Annotated in this window: 16 protein-coding genes; 4 read left to right on the top strand and 12 right to left on the bottom strand. The window is 45.5% G+C overall.

Annotation, left to right across the window (positions count from 1 at the left end; translation table 11 throughout):
• Nucleotides 1-105: 105 nt before the first annotated feature.
• Nucleotides 106-762: a cohesin domain-containing protein gene (locus tag OEY58_09690; GenBank protein MDH5325720.1), complete on the bottom strand. Its 657-nt coding sequence runs from the start codon at nucleotides 760-762 to the stop codon at nucleotides 106-108.
• Between the two features lie 1219 nt (nucleotides 763-1981).
• On the opposite strand from OEY58_09690, the gene OEY58_09685 reads away from it, so the two are divergent.
• Nucleotides 1982-2353: a hypothetical protein gene (locus tag OEY58_09685; protein MDH5325719.1), complete on the top strand. Its 372-nt coding sequence runs from the start codon at nucleotides 1982-1984 to the stop codon at nucleotides 2351-2353.
• Between the two features lie 390 nt (nucleotides 2354-2743).
• On the opposite strand, the gene OEY58_09680 is transcribed toward OEY58_09685, so the two are convergent.
• Nucleotides 2744-3205, bottom strand: coding sequence for a hypothetical protein (locus OEY58_09680; protein ID MDH5325718.1), 462 nt, complete (start codon nucleotides 3203-3205; stop codon nucleotides 2744-2746).
• 300 nt (nucleotides 3206-3505) lie between these two features.
• Nucleotides 3506-5098, bottom strand: coding sequence for an RNA repair transcriptional activator RtcR (rtcR, locus tag OEY58_09675; protein MDH5325717.1), 1593 nt, complete (start codon nucleotides 5096-5098; stop codon nucleotides 3506-3508).
• 389 nt (nucleotides 5099-5487) lie between these two features.
• Between rtcR and OEY58_09670 the strand changes: the two genes are divergently transcribed.
• On the top strand, nucleotides 5488-6801 hold the full coding sequence (locus OEY58_09670; protein ID MDH5325716.1) for a TROVE domain-containing protein: 1314 nt from the start codon (nucleotides 5488-5490) through the stop codon (nucleotides 6799-6801).
• 149 nt (nucleotides 6802-6950) lie between these two features.
• Here the strand turns inward: OEY58_09670 and OEY58_09665 are convergent, their stop codons facing one another.
• Nucleotides 6951-7487, bottom strand: a complete 537-nt coding sequence (locus OEY58_09665) for a hypothetical protein (GenBank protein ID MDH5325715.1) — start codon at nucleotides 7485-7487, stop codon at nucleotides 6951-6953.
• A 566-nt stretch (nucleotides 7488-8053) separates the two neighbouring features.
• Here OEY58_09665 and OEY58_09660 point away from each other — a divergent pair.
• Together OEY58_09660 and OEY58_09655 are read left to right on the top strand one after the other, a co-directional pair.
• Complete coding sequence (locus tag OEY58_09660) at nucleotides 8054-11176, top strand: protein kinase (protein ID MDH5325714.1); 3123 nt, start codon at nucleotides 8054-8056, stop codon at nucleotides 11174-11176.
• 25 nt (nucleotides 11177-11201) lie between these two features.
• Entirely contained in the window at nucleotides 11202-11651 is a 450-nt protein-coding gene (locus tag OEY58_09655; protein MDH5325713.1) for a histidine phosphatase family protein, read from the top strand.
• 16 nt (nucleotides 11652-11667) lie between these two features.
• Here OEY58_09655 and OEY58_09650 read toward each other — a convergent pair whose 3' ends face one another.
• The 8 genes from OEY58_09650 to OEY58_09615 form a co-directional block, all read right to left on the bottom strand.
• On the bottom strand, nucleotides 11668-12492 hold the full coding sequence (locus OEY58_09650) for a phosphate ABC transporter ATP-binding protein (GenBank protein MDH5325712.1): 825 nt from the start codon (nucleotides 12490-12492) through the stop codon (nucleotides 11668-11670).
• A complete protein-coding gene (pstA, locus tag OEY58_09645; GenBank protein MDH5325711.1) occupies nucleotides 12489-13355 on the bottom strand; it encodes a phosphate ABC transporter permease PstA in 867 nt (288 codons plus the stop codon). Before pstA ends, OEY58_09650 begins: the two co-directional genes overlap by 4 nt.
• Nucleotides 13348-13935, bottom strand: coding sequence for an ABC transporter permease subunit (locus OEY58_09640; GenBank protein MDH5325710.1), 588 nt, complete (start codon nucleotides 13933-13935; stop codon nucleotides 13348-13350). Before OEY58_09640 ends, pstA begins: the two co-directional genes overlap by 8 nt.
• Nucleotides 13936-14178: 243 nt before the next feature.
• Entirely contained in the window at nucleotides 14179-14988 is an 810-nt protein-coding gene (locus OEY58_09635; protein MDH5325709.1) for a phosphate ABC transporter substrate-binding protein, read from the bottom strand.
• On the bottom strand, nucleotides 14978-15286 hold the full coding sequence (locus tag OEY58_09630; protein ID MDH5325708.1) for a metalloregulator ArsR/SmtB family transcription factor: 309 nt from the start codon (nucleotides 15284-15286) through the stop codon (nucleotides 14978-14980). Before OEY58_09630 ends, OEY58_09635 begins: the two co-directional genes overlap by 11 nt.
• Nucleotides 15287-15733: 447 nt before the next feature.
• The gene (locus tag OEY58_09625; GenBank protein MDH5325707.1) at nucleotides 15734-16180 is read right to left on the bottom strand and encodes a hypothetical protein; all 447 of its coding nucleotides are present in this window, start codon (nucleotides 16178-16180) and stop codon (nucleotides 15734-15736) included.
• A gap of 139 nt (nucleotides 16181-16319) precedes the next feature.
• A complete protein-coding gene (locus tag OEY58_09620) occupies nucleotides 16320-17069 on the bottom strand; it encodes a fused MFS/spermidine synthase (GenBank protein MDH5325706.1) in 750 nt (249 codons plus the stop codon).
• 142 nt (nucleotides 17070-17211) lie between these two features.
• The gene (locus OEY58_09615) at nucleotides 17212-18231 is read right to left on the bottom strand and encodes a hypothetical protein (GenBank protein MDH5325705.1); all 1020 of its coding nucleotides are present in this window, start codon (nucleotides 18229-18231) and stop codon (nucleotides 17212-17214) included.
• Nucleotides 18232-18363: the final 132 nt, after the last annotated feature.

Genomic DNA, 18363 nt, shown 5'->3' with positions numbered 1-18363 from the left:
AATTTCAGCCGAACTGCTTACAGACAAATACAAAGTGAACGCAAAACCATCAAACACGCCAGGCCGCCAACGTCGCTGCCTCAGCGTGTAAATAGTGAAGGCTATCTAACTGCGAATTGGGTATTTCAGATTGGAAAACACAGCGATTATCCCTGCGAGCATCAGTAATGAAGTACCAGGCTCGGGAACGGACGCTGTCACGGTGATGCTCGCCTGACCTACATCCAGGGGTAAAATTGCCGCATCTCGTCCTTTTACGTCCTGACCACCAAGAATAGGATGCGGTAGAAATAGAAGCTCGCTGACACCGGCCGTCAGAGCATCGAATGTTATTGTGCTCAATAGCACACTATCCGATTGAAGAGTTGCCAGTTCGTAATCAAATAGAAACGACAAATCTACCAGTTCCACTTGACCGGCTATGGTTGTATCCGTGTCCTGGAAAAACCCTGTATACAGCTCCGTTCCGAAAACAATGTTGGATACTGATAAGATGGCGTCGTCAAAACCGATAAATAGGTCGAAGGCGGATACAATTTCGTCAGCGGCTGTTAAACCGGACACGATGATGTCCACGTCAAAACTGTCGCCTTGCGCAACAGTGGATTGCGATGTTTGAAAATCGATTAAAATTGCCGAAGATTGTTGTGCTGCAAATAAACTGCAGACCAAAACCAGATTGCGTACAACAGACAGCCCTTTACTTCCTACCCCACTCCCTACCCCATTCCCTACCCCTCTCATACCACTTAACTTGCTCATGGTCTCTCCCGATCCAGTGGAAATTTCTACAGCTGTTGGTTGACTTATCATTTATCAAAAATATTTTAGACCTCTTATTTTTGTTGAAACCTTATATACACATTTTGTACCGATTTTATTTATCCAATTTAACAAGCAGTTACAGCTTTCTCTTAATTTAACTGTAAAGTATATCGGCGTTTTGAAATTCTAAACAGGTTAGTCATTAAGCAATCAGCGTGAATGATACAGCGGATGCAATTATCGATTTCCTAGATAACCCGAAACGAGTTGATGCAGGCGTCCACATGCAACACCATTTGCCTATTCTTTTCTCTGTTTGTCACATAATAAAAAGCGTTATCGTATTCGATTCGTTGTGGCCTATAGAGCAAGCGACTTGCGCCCCGTCTACAATTACTATTTACAATCCTCGGGAGTAGTTTAGCATTTCAGAAATCTCTGTTGCTGTGCAATTACATCTTCTTAAGATTTTAGGACCGCCGCTCACTATGCATCGGTTTCTCTGATCCTTCTTTGATGGATTGTATTGCAGCACTCAATTCATTAGTAATCCGATTTATCACAATCCCACGGCCGCCCCCTTTTGTGTTACCCCTTTTTTTAGTTCACTATACCCCAACCACGTAACACTAAACAGATAATAATTATTGCTGTCCATTTGATCTGAATTAATATTTATTCGAGTGAACTTGTCTATATTAGAATTGGAATAATTAGTTTTTACATGTAGATGGTTGTGGTCAAGCCAACCGTTGGTTTTCAGAAAACTATTCATGTAAGACTGAGTCGGTCAAAGCCAACGAAATGAGTCGCCGTGGTTACTATAACAGTGCATTTCGGCGTTGGCACTGGCGTGTTGCGTATAAGCAACTAATATTTATGCATGGCGAACCTACTCCGATTAGCGAGGAGTATAAATATCAGAGGCGTTCCGGCTATGATTTGTTTAACGGACACTTACTGTTAGCAGCCGGATCTAAAGACAATAATTTTCCTGACAACCTATATTCACAGGCAATTGAACTATCAAAGGGTTTACGTCTCGGAACAAAAGTTAAAGGCACCAGCTTCGAAAGTAGCGGGTAATCCATTTGGTTATGTTGTTGGCGGTAGCCAACACGTGTTCTACCGTGATAACAATAATGGATTGCATGAGTTGTTGTGGCTTTCCGGCCAAGGATGGAGAGACCACACTCTCCCGGCAACTGCGCGAGTAATGAGCGATCCGTTTGGTTATGTTGTCGGTGGTAGTCAGCATGTGTTCTACCGGGATAATAATAATAAATTACATGAAATGCTCTGGCTTTCCGGCCAAGGATGGAAAGATAACATACTTCCAACAAGCGCAAAGGTCGCGGGAAATCCCTTCGGATACATCGCAGGCGAGAGTCAGCGTATCTTCTACCGTGACACCAACGGAGTTATGCACGAGTTGTTTTGGAAACAACATCGTGGTTGGCAAGATCTGCCACTTCCATCAATAGGGGGAAAAGCAGTGAGTAACCCATACGGCTATTTAGTTAATGGCAGTCAACACATTTTCTATAGAGATGACAAAAATCAACTCCGAGAATTAAGATGGAATTAGACTATGTGTCCAGGACTATTATGTTTTGCTGCAAAATAAAGACAGGCGTGCTTGAAGATGTTGACTCATTTACTTAGTGAAATTGATCGCAAAATGATCGCAAAATGATCTATTTCTGACAAATTCGCACATACTACGTCTGCTACAAATTGCATTGTACGATCTACAGTGACGCGGCGAACCTTGTCAGGGCAATGCGCGAAACCGCACAATACTGACCGAAACGAAAACTTAAAACGACTCTACACAAGATTCAAGGTGGAGAATATGGGGCTATGGGCAAAATGTGGCCTCAACGGACCCCACTGTTTTATGCTCCCCGTAATGGCGTTGCGTGAACGGTGAAGATAGGCCCCCAACTTAGGGAGCCGTCTCTGGCCACAAATAGAATTAAGCAGCCATGCTCGGTGTTGTGGATTTAGCTTTTGTTTTATTTGCTTTACTCAGGGCTTTGTCGGCTATGGCAACTCCCTTTAGGTAGGCTGTTACACGTTTTACATTTAGCTTTAATCCGGCCAGTTCCTCAGCAACTTTAGTTTTTTCCAGATTAGTTTTCGCCAGACTCTTTGACACCGTAATCAACTCTTTTTCAATCAGACTGAGTGCTTTACGAGTTTCTACACCGGGCGCTTTTTTCAATTTCGTTGCTGCCGTACGCTTTTTTTTCAATAATGTGTTTTTTTTCTTAGATAAGCGTTTACTGTCTGATAGTAATTTCTGCTTTTCTTTAGATCGAACCGATACAGCAGCAGAGCCACCATCATACATATTCTTTAAGGTTTCAAGGGAAGAATCAATCGATTTTTCCAGTGCTCCGAATTTTACAACCGGTTTTGTTGTCGCTTTTGGCATTATTCGCTCTCCAGTCTAATTAATATTGCTGCTGTTGTTGTGCTTTAGCGCACGCCACATATACTAGAGAAGTATAGGTTATTGTCAAATTTGTTGTTGATTATTGAGCAAATTAATTGTTTCCGGGGCCAAGTAAATGGCGAGTTGTCTTTTTTATGAGACAGTTGGAATCACTTGACTGCTTTGAACTGAAAAGTTAGCACAAACATCGATATTGTATATCGAGCTTTGAACCACTTTTAAGCGGATTTGTGTGGATCTCAGACTGTGAACAACAGCGATATCGCTTTAGCGGCGATGTCATGCGTTGATATCACTCCAGGACAAACCAAACTTCTGTAGATATTTACGCAGTCGGTCTGAATCATTGGATTGAGCGCGTTGTTTTCGTGAAACAGAAAATAGTTTTCGCCCTGCGTCTGCCAATGATTTGGAATTTCTACAAGTTTCGATGACTGTGTGTAATTGCGTTTGGGAGAACAAATCAATGGTTGTATCGTACTGTTCGCCCAGTATCTCGGCCAATAGTGCATGGCGAGTGTTAATGCCTATAGGCTTCCACAGTCTTTGTAATCGCTCTATTTCCTGTTCCGCAACGGCTGTGGTAATACGCCCGCCCGGAGCCAGTGTAGCCATGCGAGTGACGCTGGCGTTTAAATCACGAAAGTTACCGTTCCAATGTGCTTCGGATGATTTAGCAAATTGCAAATACCGGCGCCGCGCTTCTTTATTAAAATTCACCTGAGACGCATTTTGTTGCGCGAATTTTTGCAATTCATAATCCAAATTTGGTTCAATATCTTCTTTTCGCTCACTCAAACCCGGCAAGCTATAAGTCCACAAGTTTACACGGGCCAATAAATCTTCTCTGAAACGGCCATTTTGTACCTCTTTGAGTAAATCCCGGTTTGTACCGACAATTAATTGGAAATCACTGACCACTTCTTTGTCCGCGCCAACGGGTAGAAACCGTTTCTCTTCCAACGCTCTTAGCAACATGGCTTGTTCATCCACCCCCAACTCACCAAGCTCGTCCAGAAACAAAATACCACCGTTTGCCGTTTTCAACAAACCATCCCGCGCCATCACCGCACCGGTAAAAGCCCCTTTTTTGTGACCAAATAACGTTGACATGGCATTTTCACCTCGCAAGGTGGCACAATTCACTTCAACGAACGATCCACTTAACTGATGCCGGTATTGTTTTAACTCATAAATTCGTCGAGCCAGTTGAGATTTACCGGCCCCGGTTGGCCCCATAAGCAAAATCGGCGCACGCGACTGTATGGCCACCTGCTCTATTTGTGCAATCATTTGGTTAAATGCTTTGTTTTTGGTATCGATCCCGGATTTTAAATAGGTTAATCCGGATTGTTGTTCCTGTCTAAATCGCGTTGCCAGTCGGTCGTACTTGGATAAATCCAGATCTATAACGGTAAAGGAACCGGCCACGGAATGTTCGCTGCGTTTGGGAGGAGATGTTTGTAACAGCTTCCCCGGAAAATAGTGTGCTTCAGTCAACAGAAACAAGCAGATTTGTGCCACATGGGAACCGGTAGTGATATGTATATAATAATTTTCCTTGCTGGTGTTAAACGTATAACTCTGAGCAAAATCATGAAGATCACCGTAAACATTTTCAAAGTCCCACGGATCATCCATTGCCACCTGGTGCAACCTTACTTCTGTTTCCGGAGACACCATAGCGATGTCCTGCCGGACTCTTTCCGCCAAGGCGATATAGCGCTCCTGGTATAACAGTTCCAATCGATCCACCAGAAAGTCCTCATGCCGGCATACAGAAACCGTGGGGCGCCAGCGTTCCCAACGCGATGCGCCCTTACCCTGATCCAATGTGGTTCCCAGCAAACCAAAGACGACCGTTTTATGCATGTTGTTCCTTTGTGTAGCTTAATAGATAGATTACTATAAATTATTATAGTTTATACTGATTTTTGTTTCCGCCCAATATTGACAAAATACTATTTTCATACGTAATAACAATTAGTTACACGTTATCAAAAAACTTGGTACGCCCCATGCTATATACCAATTAAGGTCACGGTGAAAAAAACAGTTACTTCATATCTTGAACCGATACTGTTTTTGCTTGTTCCTGACCTTGAATTGAGTGGCGTAGCTAACAGTTACTTCATTTGGGATGACGGGGTTGCGGGTTCGAGTCCCGTCTCTTCCATTCAATGGGAGAGTAGCTCAATAGGTAGAGCACGATACACTGTTAACGATTGTTCCCTCACCACAATCTGTAGGAGTAAAAAAAAATGAAACTGAATACACACCAGACTAAAGGCAAAAAGAACTCTACGTACACCCACGAAGGTGCGCATGCCGAGAACTTAACTCCTGTACAAGAACTGCGCCGTACAGTGATGTCCTGCCTGTTGTGGGAAAATACTTTTTATGAGTCCGGCATGGATATCGCGCAGCGTTTAGAATCACTGGTGGCTAAGAACAAAGCAGAGGATGTGGCTGCTATTGCGGTTCTGGCACGCAATGACTACCGTTTGCGTCATGCACCTTTGTTATTGGCTTGTGCCTTGGCAAAACATGCCCAAGGAAAGGTTGTGGGTGATACCGTATACAATGTCATTCAACGGGCTGACGAGTTAGCGGAAATTCTGGCTGTATATTGGCGTCACGGTCGCCGACCATTATCTGCGCAAATGAAACACGGCTTGGCGCGAGCTTGGCATAAATTTAATGCCTATGCATTAGCAAAATACGACCGTAACGGTACGGTTAAATTGCGTGATTCTTTGTTTTTGTGTCACGCAAAACCAAAAGACAAAGCACAGGAAGCGGTGTGGAAGCAAATGATCGACGGAACGTTAACCAGTGCGGATACCTGGGAGGTGAATTTGTCCGCCGGTAAAGATAAGAAATCCACATTTGAGCGCTTATTGCGTGAGAAAAAGTTGGGTTACATGGCTTTGTTGCGCAACCTACGCAACATGCGTGATGCCGATGTGGATAAGCAGTTGGTATTCAAAGCGCTTGCAGATGGTGCAGAACGATCCAAAGCCCTGCCTTTTCGATTTGTTGCTGCTGCCAATGCGGTTCCTAAGTGGGAACATGCTATTGATAAAGCCATGCAGCTGGCTGTAACCGGAATGCGGCCTTTGCGCGGGAAGACCGTTGTATTGATCGATGTTTCCGGCTCAATGACTTGGAAGCTTTCGCAAAAAAGTGATTTAAACCGTATCGATGCAGCCGGCGCTTTGGCAGCATTGGTGGCCGGAATCGCTGAGGATTACGAAGTTCATACTTTTGATACTCAGGTGTACGAAATGCCGAGTCGTAAAGGTTTGGCATTGCTCGACGCGATCAAACGCAGCGGTGGTGGAGGTACTTACCTGGGTAAGGCGGTTACTCGGATGAATCAATTGCAGTATGACCGCTTGATTGTCATCACGGATGAGCAATCCAGTGATCCGGTTCCTGCTCCAAAAGGTAAAGGTTACATGATCAATGTCGCCAGCTACAAAAATGGTGTCGGTTACGGTCCATGGGTACATATCGATGGATTCAGCGAAGCTGTAATTGGCTTCATGCAAGAGTATGAGACCAACATTTGAGTTAAGGGCAGATAGAGCGCTATCTGCCCTCTACCCAAACGTATATATAGTTGCAGAAACCAGGAAGTGCGGTAAAACCGAAAAACCAGTGTATGCGGGCGGACACAAAAACCATGCGCCCTCCCTCCCCTAAACACCCTATCCAAATATCAGATCGAGTTTTCCCGCTGCTTCTGCAGTGTCTTTTCCTTGAGGACTATCCTGTCCTGTAATACTCGATACACAAAACCAGCACCGGACCGTATATCCAGGTTGGTGCGTTGATCTTCCCAAACCGTATGGGTGACCGGAATTCCAAACACGGTTTCTTGATAGTGACCTTTGGGTTTGCCGTATAGGGCTGCCGTTTCCTGTACCAGGCTGCGATAAAAAGTGGGACTGGTTCGATTCTTACTGTAGACGATATAGATCTTGTACAAAACGCCTTTGAAAAAATAATATTCATAGCGAGTACCGTCCGACACCTTACGCACATAAACATCGGGATTGGTTTCTGCATGATCGGCATAACTGTACTCACTGCCCGGTGTTGCTTTATGCACCTTCAGAGTCTGCTGTAATTGCTCCACATTCATACCCCATGCGGCATCGCCATCACCTGTTGGTAGTGGGGACAAAGGGAGTGATGCAGCAAAAGCACTGTCGACTAACAGGACTACAGCAGCGGCGAATAATAATCTGATCATAATCTCACCAACCTTTCCTTAAGCGGGTACGGACTCAAACAAAACGATAATAACAATAAAACTGACGAATGACGCTCAAAACATGTCGTTCACAAGACACGCCGCACATCGATTTAGACTCTCTCTAAATTCCGCTTTACATTGTTTATCAACAAAATCGATGCATGACATTTTTGACAAAACAATGCTTTAAATCGTTGATCGCCAAAAACATACGTCGCTTAGCGGGAATTCTGCCCCTAAAACCCGTTAATATTTCCGAATATGTGTGTAACTATTGACACAAGGTCTAATGATTAGCTAATTTACAAATGCTGCGGGGGGATTCTTAGGCAAATCAGTTGATAATTCCAGGGCTGTCTGTTTCGGGCAGTTTTTTCAATGGATAAGTCCATAATTGATAGGGGCTCCAGGCAGTGTGTGGTTTTTGTAGTTAATATTGTCGTCACGTAGTTAATATTGTCGTCACTGATATAAAAACTCAGTAATTCATCTTTTATGAATTAAAAACCAATTAAAATCTATAAACAAGATAATAAACCAGTCGGTAAGCGGTAGAAAATAACATGCTTAGGGAAATAAACAGATATCAAGTAAGAGAGCACATAGGCAAAGGCTCCATGGCAGACGTCTATGAAGCTTATGACCCTAAGACCGACCGTTTGCTTGCTATAAAAATACTTCGGGAAGACCGCTCGGACAACTACGAATATTTGGAACGTTTTTTCCGGGAAGCTAAAGCAGTTGGCAGCTTGTCCCATTCCAATATTGTTTCTATATATGATATCGATGAAATGGACAAACGTCCTTTCATTGTTATGGAACGTCTCAAGGGTGTTCCCCTAAGCGACCTCATCAAAGCGGGACGCAAATTCAACTTCACCGAAATCGTCACCATAGGCACGCAGTTGGCCTTGGCTTTGGACTATGCGCATAATAAAGGTATTGTCCACCGTGACATCAAGCCCAGCAACATCATTATTATCTCCAATAGTTTTAAAGTAAAAATCACCGATTTTGGTATCGCCCACTTCGAAGACCCTGAGATCACCATGAAAACCCGCATGGGTGACGTGCTGGGCACCCCACAGTATATGTCTCCGGAACAGATTCAGGGCACTCCTGTGGACGGTCGTGCCGATCTATTCTCCGTCGGTGTCATTTTGTATCAACTCATCACCGGTGAACGCCCCTTCACTGGGGACACGATTCCCACGTTGATGTACAAAATCACCACATTGGACCCCAAACCCATGAATCTGGGACCGGAAGTTCCCAAATCCATGCGCTATGTGGTCACTAAGTTATTATCCAAAGATCCCGCAGACCGCTACCAATCCGGTGTTGAGCTTGCTGAGGCATTGAAGCAAGCCATGCTCAAAAAGAACAAAGAACCTACTGCAAAGAAGAATAAAAACAATACAAGCAATGCCGCTCCCAAACGGCGCTGGATGCTTTCGGCAGCCATGGCTGCTTCATTGCTGGCGGTTACCTTTGGTGCTTTTTCCTTGTTTAACACGGTCACCTACAGTCCACCGGCGACGGGTCGCATTTACGGCATGGTGCAGAGCGGCCAACTGGCGCACTCCACTATTAGTGTGTATTCCTTCAGTTCTGCGGCTAAAAATAATTTCGATTTCTCCAGAATCGAAAAGCTGGACAAATTAAAAGCCAATGAAAATGGCGTGTTCGTCCTGCCGCTCAATATCAGCTCGGAAACTTTGCTGTTAACCGCTTCTACTCCGGAGAAATCCAGGCAACTGATGGCTGTATTTAATTACACTGAAGGCAAGGAAATGGGAGTTAATATCACGCTCTTTTCCCACATGTCTACTGCCCTGGCCATGTACTTGAGCAATAAATACGAAGCCAGCGCCGCCGTCGCCAGGGCCAATGCCACAGTGTCGGATTTCATGCAAATCGACAATATACTGGTGAGCAAAGCTTCGGATGTTAATGCCAATTCTGCAAACAACCCCAAGGATAATGACAAGTTCAGTATTATTCAGTTAGCCACAGTTAATCTGCTCTCCAAAATGAACAACACCTCAACGGACAGCAAGAATCTGATCCAATTCAGCGACATGGTTTTTAACGATGTTAAGCACGATGGTTTACTCAATGGCACGTCCGCCAACGGTGCCGTTCATTTTGGTGCCCGCGCTTTTTCCCCGCGCAAATTCCGCGAAGAACTGGCAGAGTCTATTATGGAGTTTGGCCGTTCCTTTGAGAATGAATTTGCCGCCAATGAATATTATAAAATTGCCTTGCTGGTCAATAACAGCAATGTTGAGTTGTTTGGTACGCCTCCTTCTGAATTTAAAGACTCTCCGGCAGGTAGATTGGTGGCCCAGCAACAACAACGTATTAAGGCTATTCGCGACAAGTTCAATCAGGACACGAAACCCAGCGCTACTGTTGAGCCCGAACTTGAACCCAAGCCGGTGAAGCCGGCGGAAGTGGTACAAGCAACACCCGTTATTAGCAGAGAAACCACACAACCCAAAAGCGTTAATAAGAAGCCGAAACCGGCAGTGAAAACCATTACCGTCAGCGGTACCGCCAATATTGGTGGTTTCTTAAGAAATGCAACGATACGTGTGGCGCGCTTAACCGACACCAAACCACACTCCAAGTTTGTTGGCAAAACGCGAACAGACTCTAATGGTGACTACTCTCTGAACATTCCTGACTCGCCTGATAGCACCATTTTTATTGCAGCTTACGGTGGTGAGTACCGTGAAATCATGACCGACCAATTGGTACGCATTCCCTCAGAACAAATGGTATTAAGTTCCATTATTAACCTAAAAAATCAAAACGAAGCGCTGGTTAACCTCACCTATTTCACCCACGTCGCCGCAGGTTTGACCCAATACCTCATGAAACGCGGACTTACCCCGGGCAAAGCTCAAAACCGAGCCTACCGCAGAATGCAGAACGTGATCGGCTTTCAGTTTATGGAAACCACCCCTTCCGGGCGTTTTACCGACAGCGAACACAACGGCCTCATAACTCCCGAACTGGCTTACGGTATGTTCAACGCTGCCATTTCCAATGTTACCTTGGACTTGTCCCATGCACTGGAGGTCAAACCCCACACCAAATATACCTCAGCAGGTTTCTCACAAATTTCTTATCAGGATATATCCCACGACGGTGTATTGGATGGCCGTTCCGCCTCAGGCCAAATAGAATTCGCCAAATCAAACGTTGATACACATTTCTACCGACGCGCCGTTGCACAATCCATTTTAGCGGTAGCACAAAGCAACGTGAACCACACCAGTTTAAAATTCAATCAGTTCTTTACCATTGCATCCAACTATAACGATTCTACGGATGATATGTTTGGCACACAAACACCAACCCGATTGGACTCTGATGGAGCTTTGATCACCAAACTCAAACCCGCAAAAGAGAGTCTATTAACCGGTAAAGTGGCTATCAAGGCGACTGTCAACGATGCCGTGGGAATCGACAAAGTGAGCTTTTGGTTGGATAAAACCTATTTGGGAACAGCCAAGAATCCTTTGAGCCCGTCATTGACTTTTAATTCCAAACGTTTTCCCAGCGGGATCCACAAGCTGAAAATTGACGTTGTCAACAAGAACGGGAAAAAGACTTCTTTGGCCCATTACGTCTATGTAAACAACCGAATCAAACGCAACAAGAAAAGTAAAAATTAATACCCTTTCGCACAAGCAACTCTACATATTACGGCATGCCGAGGCCGCCTCCGGAAGTTCTGATTTTGCCCGCACATTAACCCAAAATGGTCTTGATAGCGCTTTGCATGTAGGACAATGGATGCAGAGTAACGGATTGCACGTGGAAACCATTCTCTGCTCTGCTGCTGACAGAGCCACTCAGACCGCCTCAGCGGTTGCCAAAGCCTTATCGCCTTTACCCCAGCTCACGGTGTCAAAACAGCTGTATTTAGCCACACCTTCTATATTACTGGCACAACTAAACACTATCGCAGCAGACATTCAAAGCGTTATGGTAGTGGCCCACAATCCGGGTCTGGAACAATTGCTGTACCAACTCACTCATGAGAAACACGCCATGAGACCGGCTTCCCTGGCCCACATTAATCTATCGCGTCCCTGGAACCTGCTACAAGAAGGCAGTGGCGAACTGCTCACCCTGAGACACCCCTGACGTTCTATTCAGCAAGTCAGCCTCTGGCCCCGGATACATACGCTGCCGTTAACTCATGCTTTGGATGGGCAAACAAATGCGGGGTTGGACCTGACTCAATTAAAACACCGGCAGTCCCATTCACCCAAAAAAACGCCGTATCGTGGGATAGTCGTTTGGCTTGAGCCAAATTGTGGGTTACCAGAATAACGCTGTGATTTCTTCCCAAATCCGAAATAAGCTCCTCGATAACGCCACTGGAAATAGGATCCAAAGCACTACACGGTTCATCCATTAACAATACGCTTGGCTGTAAAACCAAAGCCCGAGCCATACACAGTCGCTGTTGTTGCCCGCCAGATAAAGCCAAGGCCGATTTATGCAGTCGGTCTTTCACCTCTGACCACAAACCCACACGGCAAAGCACCGACTCTATGCGATGCCGGACTTCGCTATTGTCCTTTATACCGTGCTCTTTTATAACCAATTCCAGGTTTCGATATATGGAAAAGGGAAACGGGGTGGGTTTTTGAAACACAAAGCCAATGTGATGTCGCACCGATTGAGCACTGCTCACATCGGTTAAATCTTTGCCTTTGAATTGAATAGAACCACTGACCCTGGCATTGGGAACCTGCCCCAGCAATCCAGCCATCGCATATAGCAAACTGGTTTTACCACAACCGGATGGTCCCATTAAGGCATATATGCGCTTTTCCGGAATTTCAATATTGATACCGTCCAAGGCTTTATGCGTACCGTAATAAACGCTAAGATTTTCACAAGAAATCAGACTGGAGGCGGTGCAGGCTTGTGGAGCGGCGACCTCCACTGCAAAATCCGATAAAATCATAGGTTTCATACGTTTACTATCCTTCGTTTTAAGAAACTTCGCATCAATATTTGAGTCGTGACATTGATAGACACTATCAGCACCAGCAAAACCAAAGCAGCACTATAGGCACGGCTGTCACCGCCGGGCACATTCATGGATAAATCAAAAATATGAATAGACAATGCCCTTCCTGATTCCAACAAAGAATCCGGCATTCTGTCAACGTAACCACTGGTAAAAATCAAAGCGGCGGTTTCTGCCAACGCTCTTCCCACACTCAGACTCAAGCCCACGGCTATGGCCGGTAAAGCCATGGGAAAAAGTACATAACGAATGGTGGACACTTGGGTCAAGCCCAACGCCGACGCATTGTGCCGATAGCTGTCATCTATGCAACGAAACCCATCTTCAGAGGCACGAATAAAAATGGGCAATACCATGCAGGCTAATGTCAATCCACCGGACAGGATGGAAAATCCCAAACCCAGTTGCACACAAAAAAACGCGTTCCCGAATAAACCGATCACAATAGAGGGAACACCGGCCAAAATATCCAAGGTTCGGCGTACGAACCAACCCAATGGGTTTTCCAGTGGCAGATATTCAGCCAATAGTACCGCTGTTCCCAAACCTAAGGGCACAGTGACCACGAGACATACCGCCAAAATTAGCAATGTAGACACCAATACCGGCCCAATACCGCCGGCACGTCCCGACTCCAGAGGGGTTTGAGTTAGGTAAGCCCAGGAAATATTGTCAATACCAACCCAAAATACATCAATCAGTATGAAGGCAAATAAAAACATCAAAGCTATGGCCACCAAACCCAGAAGCAGTGCGGAAACTTCGAGTTTTCCTTGTGTATATTCCTGTAGATGCACGCTATACATAAGATCTACCTCGCTCCAGTTGCGCTACCAAGTTGACAACCAGCATAGACAATCCCAATAAAACCACCCCGCAAAAAAACAGCGCCGCCCGGTGAGCGTCCATAGCATAGGCCATCTCCAGCGCAATATTGGCGGTCAATGCCCGTACCGGGTCAAATACGCTGGAGGGCAGTTTGACAATATTGCCACAGACCATGAGAACGGCCATGGTCTCCCCCATCGCACGTGCCACTCCCAACAACATGGCAGTGAGAATACCTAAACGGGCTGCCGGCAGCAGGATTTGACGCACCGTGGTCCAGCGGCTTAGACCCAAGGCTTTAGCATTTTGTATATAGTGGGGAGGCAAGCTTTTAAGGTGCGAATCCACAATCAATGCAATGGTGGGTAATATCATCAGCGCCAGAATAATAGTGCCCGCCAATAGACTGGCCCCCGGCGGCTGCAAACGTGCAATCGTTGGCACCAGAACCACCAAACCCCAAAAGCCATACACCACCGAGGGAACGCCGGCCATCAACTGCAGTGCCTGACGGTAAATGGCGGCAATACGACCGAAACTATAATAATTGCAATACACGGAATGGCGATGGCTAGGGGTGCAGCCAACAGCAATGCTCCAAAGGTTAACAATAAGGTTGCCAACAACATGGGTAGGATCCCGTATTGATTTTCCGTCGGATTCCAAGCCAGTCCCAGAAAACGTGAAGCACCAATACCGGTGAACCCCAAGGCCGCCTCATCTAACAAAAAAACTATAATGAAAAATAGCAGACTGCACACAATCAACGTGCATAGCAGCAACAGCGGTGGAAACCATTTATTAGTGGGAAGCGGCAACAAAGCTTTGTCCTTCCACCAAATCCCTCACTTGGGTGGAACTGGCAAATTCTATAAACTGCTTTTGCAAGCCTTCGGGCCGATGGCGTGTCACCAAGTTGAGTACACGAGACATGGGATAACGTCCCAGGGCAATGGTTTTAGTGGCTGCCGCATTTCCATCCAAAGACACCAGTTTTATGGGAACACCCACTGCGATATCATGTTCCGCAGTACCCACAGACACGTATGCGATGGCATTGACATTACCTGCCACCGTCTTAATAGCCTGCTCATTGTCACCAATAATGACATCTGCGGTGATTTGACTGTTTTTTAAGCCAAAATGCTCCAAAAAAACCTCCAGAGTGGAACGCCCTTCTGCCTTGTTCACCACCGTAATGGCTGCCTTCAGCCCTGACATCGTTTCCCAATTGCGAACTTTACCGGTATAAATATCCACAATTTGTGAACTGCTTAAATTGTCTATGGGATTATCCTTGTGTACCACAACGCCCACACCGTCTCGAGCAATGATAAACGCCGATAGATCCTGCTCCTTTTGTTTCAATGCACGAGATACCATTCCTATCTGTGACACCCCGCGACGCACATCGGCAATGCCCCGAGAAGAACCACCGGTCTGCACATCAATGCGCACGCCGGGGTGTTGCTGCTCAAATCGGCGCCCGATTTCCAATGCCAAGGGAGCCACGGTACTGGAACCGGTTAACACCAGTTTTTGTGACGGCCCGGTGTCAGAACAAGCGCTCAGGCAGACCACTGCCACGCCTAAGAACACTTTAGATAGCATTGCGGCCCTCCTGTTCTGTTGAATCAAACTCCAGCTGACAGCAGCCCAAATTAATTCCGGAAGGTAATCTAAATTTTGGAGAAATATCATACAAAACAGCTTTGCCGGCCCGTTTGGCAATAACCAGCCCGGCATCGCGCAGAATTTTCAAATGATGTGACAGTAGACTCTGACTCACAGGAATGGCTTGATTCAATTCATTCACCTGTTTGGGTGTATGCAACAACTGCTTTACCACCCCCAAGCGCGTTTCATCTCCCAAGACCCGCATTATTGTGGCACAGCTGACTTCCGCCATTCCTTTCTCCCTTTAAATTACAAACTGTTATGAACATCCATTCATTAGAAACTAGACAAACATAACCCAATTCACAAGCCTTTCACGAAAATTTAGTGCTGATTCAGTAATATGCAGTATCACGAGCCCCCCAAATGTTACAGAAAATATTCCACTATTTTACTGTGGTTAATAACCAACGGTTGACCTAGGTTAATTTCTTGGGTACTCTTTTGCCTGCTCTAAAATTGAGCGAATGTTAAAAAATATTGAGGGGGAGATTTCAATGGATTTAGTTATTATTTTATTTGTAGTGTTACTGTCTATCGCATTCGCCGGTGCATTTTTCGGTTAATCGGGGAAAAATCCAAGATCAGACCGGAATGCTTTTTTCCGGTCTGGGATTCTCTCACTACCCCCTTTTAAAACCTTCTCCAAATCTTTTATTCCATACGCTTTCCCAACCCGTCAGTCACTCACCACTTGTGGATCTTTTAATGGTTGCAGAATACGGCAGTTCTCACCCGGCGGGAGAATTAACCACAACTGTTCCAAAGTGGGTGGTACCCCTCGGTCCAGGCAGCAACGAATCATTTTCATAAAACGTACCGCACTGATTCGCCCGTGCACACCTCCCAGTATGGGAACAGCAATAGAACGAAATCCTTCCCGATTTACGATCTCAAACACCTCTTGCAGCGCTTCATTGACCCATTCCACCCGCCAGGAAGGCTCCTGTTCTAAGTCATGCACAATGGCCAATAGTCGTTTGGGATATTTTCCGGTGACGATCACCTGTCCGGGAAAGGAAGGTTTGTCGTTGAGCATTTCAGTAACAAGTTTACGTGTGGATTGGCGCGGCTCTGTTACATCATGATACGCCCCTAATACCCGGTGGGTATCTTCCTCTTCCACGTATGCCTGTACGGCAAACGGAGCAGAATTTAGTGGGCGCGCTACGATACGTAAACCCTTAAACTCCAGTTCGCATTGCCTAGCATCCCAGACTAGGCGTAAAAAACCCGCATCGTGATAAGTAATTACGTTCTCCCCCCTACATAGAGATAGCTCGTATCCGATACTTTTCCGGATAATTTCTAAGTACCGCGTGGAGTTCCGGAGCTGATAGGTTTCGCAACAGGGCTTTGGTGCTTGAAGCAGTTTTTAAAAAGGCAGCGATGGCATTCTCATTACTAGGGGTTTCCAGTTTAAACGCGGATCGAAATTGGGACTTCACCAAACGGTTGGAAAAAAAAGCACTGCGTTTCAGCTCTTTTGCTGACACAAAATTCATAACCAAAACACCATTGGAACTCAAATGCTTTAGCAATAAGGAAAACCAGCCATGATCCGCTTCCACAGCGCGTTCCGGCTCACCGGAGGCGTCGCTGAATAAGTCGTCCACAATATAGTCGAATTTAGGACCTTGGTAGGAACGCAACCAATGTACCGCATCATGTTCGTATAAATAGGTGTTAGGACGGTTTATTTTGAAAAATCGTTTGGCAATATACAAATGCATGGGATCCAACTCGACACCCGTAATGCGGGTTGGATGTAAGAAATGTTGTAACTGACGAACGACTGCACCGCCCCCTACTCCCAACACCAGCACGTTCTTTATGGTCGCAGGATTGGATAAATATGCAGGCAAAAACAATAAATCCCAGACACTGCCCGAGGCCGGACTATCCGCATTATATTGACTATGAAATACTCCGTTGGTGTACAACCGTAATGATTTTCCGGCCGTACGCACTTCATAACGGGTATCGTCGACTACCTTACTCCACAAAACCGCCATTCAACTCTCCGAAGGTCCCGGAATATGTGTTATAACATGATTCCTGCTTCGCTGCAGCATGCGGTGAGGTAGAAAAAAAAACCGCAGACTGGCTGCGGTGGTTAAAGACGGTTTATCTGGAGTGGTTTTATTATTAGTCGGTTTAAACAGCTTGTGTGTTCCTGGCTACGAAATTCATAGGAACCAGAGTTGGAACCTTTTCCAAAGAAGTTCGTATAAAATTTGAATTCAAAGACTTCATTTCACGAATATGTGTATACACAAGATCAAAACTTTGTTCTAAGGTTCGAATCTTGACCCCTAATGAGTCATAGTGTTTGGATGCCGCCCGGATTTGCGCTGCGTACATGGTCTCGTGATTTAGAATTTTCTGTTTGTTGTCCAAAAACATTTTATAGATTGCTTTACAGCGGGATGGGGCAAGAGAAATCGCCGTTTCTCCCTCTTCATACAGACTAAACAATTCACTTTCAAAATAGCGTTTCTTGATAATGCGATTGCCTATTTGGTCGCCAATAAACGCGGTATAGCGAATCAAATACCAACACTCTGCGCGGTTTTGTTGCAACAGCGCTTGACCTAAAGCAGAAAATTTTGGAGTTTTCCCATCCTGCTCCATCCCTATCAATCCTTGGTACGCCAGGCTGAACAACACCGACCGCTCTGCAGATTTAAGCGAAAGTTGCGGACTCATGTTCTCAAAACTTTCCAACCAACGATCCAGTTGCTCCTCGTAGTAACTAATGATCGATGCCAGCGAAGTAATCATGCCTTTGGGCTTCTCAGCTACAAAGTGCTGTAACCGCACAAAATCCGGGTCATAGCGTTCATCTTGAGCTCTTGTCATTAGGATATTGTTAGTGATTCGTTTTAAGGACGCTGCATCTTTACAGCTAACAATCTGGAAGGCACTAAAAATCAACTCTATATAGTATTTCTCAGCGACAGCGGCCTCACCACTGAGAACCGCACCGGAAATATCAAAGCCCATGGCAAACAAAACCTGTCGCAGAACCACCGGGTCCTTAAGGTTAAAATTGTATCCGATACTGGGAAACCCATGATCAGAAATAAAAAGTTCTGTGGAGTAACCGGTGTCGCCAACAATGCTTTTAAACACCAGTTGATTGTATTTGTCATTGCTAAGGTATTGCAGTTTCATCTCACTAATTCACTTTTTCTGAAGCCCCCCTGACAGTGCTTCTTTCGCTGGTAAAAACCAGACAAGCTCATGTTACCGATACAGATATTATTGGTCAAACTTATCCGATTACCCTATAAACAGGACTTTATT

The sequence above is a fragment of the Gammaproteobacteria bacterium genome (assembly GCA_029882975.1).
GTDB lineage: Bacteria > Pseudomonadota > Gammaproteobacteria > SZUA-152 > SZUA-152 > JAJDNG01.
Note: the sequence above shows the minus strand (reverse complement) of the source record. Positions and strands in the feature narration are given on the sequence as shown.

Excerpts from the sequence above, each read along its gene's own strand:
- OEY58_09685 (MDH5325719.1), top strand. The coding sequence starts at position 1,982 with ATGAGCGATCCGTTTGGTTATGTTGTCGGTGGTAGTCAGCATGTGTTC.
- OEY58_09635 (MDH5325709.1), bottom strand. The coding sequence starts at position 14,988 with ATGCTATCTAAAGTGTTCTTAGGCGTGGCAGTGGTCTGCCTGAGCGCT.
- OEY58_09665 (MDH5325715.1), bottom strand. The coding sequence starts at position 7,487 with ATGATCAGATTATTATTCGCCGCTGCTGTAGTCCTGTTAGTCGACAGT.
- OEY58_09660 (MDH5325714.1), top strand. The coding sequence starts at position 8,054 with ATGCTTAGGGAAATAAACAGATATCAAGTAAGAGAGCACATAGGCAAA.
- pstA (MDH5325711.1), bottom strand. The coding sequence starts at position 13,355 with ATGTATAGCGTGCATCTACAGGAATATACACAAGGAAAACTCGAAGTT.
- OEY58_09680 (MDH5325718.1), bottom strand. The coding sequence starts at position 3,205 with ATGCCAAAAGCGACAACAAAACCGGTTGTAAAATTCGGAGCACTGGAA.
- OEY58_09690 (MDH5325720.1), bottom strand. The coding sequence starts at position 762 with ATGAGCAAGTTAAGTGGTATGAGAGGGGTAGGGAATGGGGTAGGGAGT.
- OEY58_09650 (MDH5325712.1), bottom strand. The coding sequence starts at position 12,492 with ATGAAACCTATGATTTTATCGGATTTTGCAGTGGAGGTCGCCGCTCCA.
- rtcR (MDH5325717.1), bottom strand. The coding sequence starts at position 5,098 with ATGCATAAAACGGTCGTCTTTGGTTTGCTGGGAACCACATTGGATCAG.
- OEY58_09630 (MDH5325708.1), bottom strand. The coding sequence starts at position 15,286 with ATGGCGGAAGTCAGCTGTGCCACAATAATGCGGGTCTTGGGAGATGAA.
- OEY58_09615 (MDH5325705.1), bottom strand. The coding sequence starts at position 18,231 with ATGAAACTGCAATACCTTAGCAATGACAAATACAATCAACTGGTGTTT.
- OEY58_09620 (MDH5325706.1), bottom strand. The coding sequence starts at position 17,069 with ATGGCGGTTTTGTGGAGTAAGGTAGTCGACGATACCCGTTATGAAGTG.
- OEY58_09670 (MDH5325716.1), top strand. The coding sequence starts at position 5,488 with ATGAAACTGAATACACACCAGACTAAAGGCAAAAAGAACTCTACGTAC.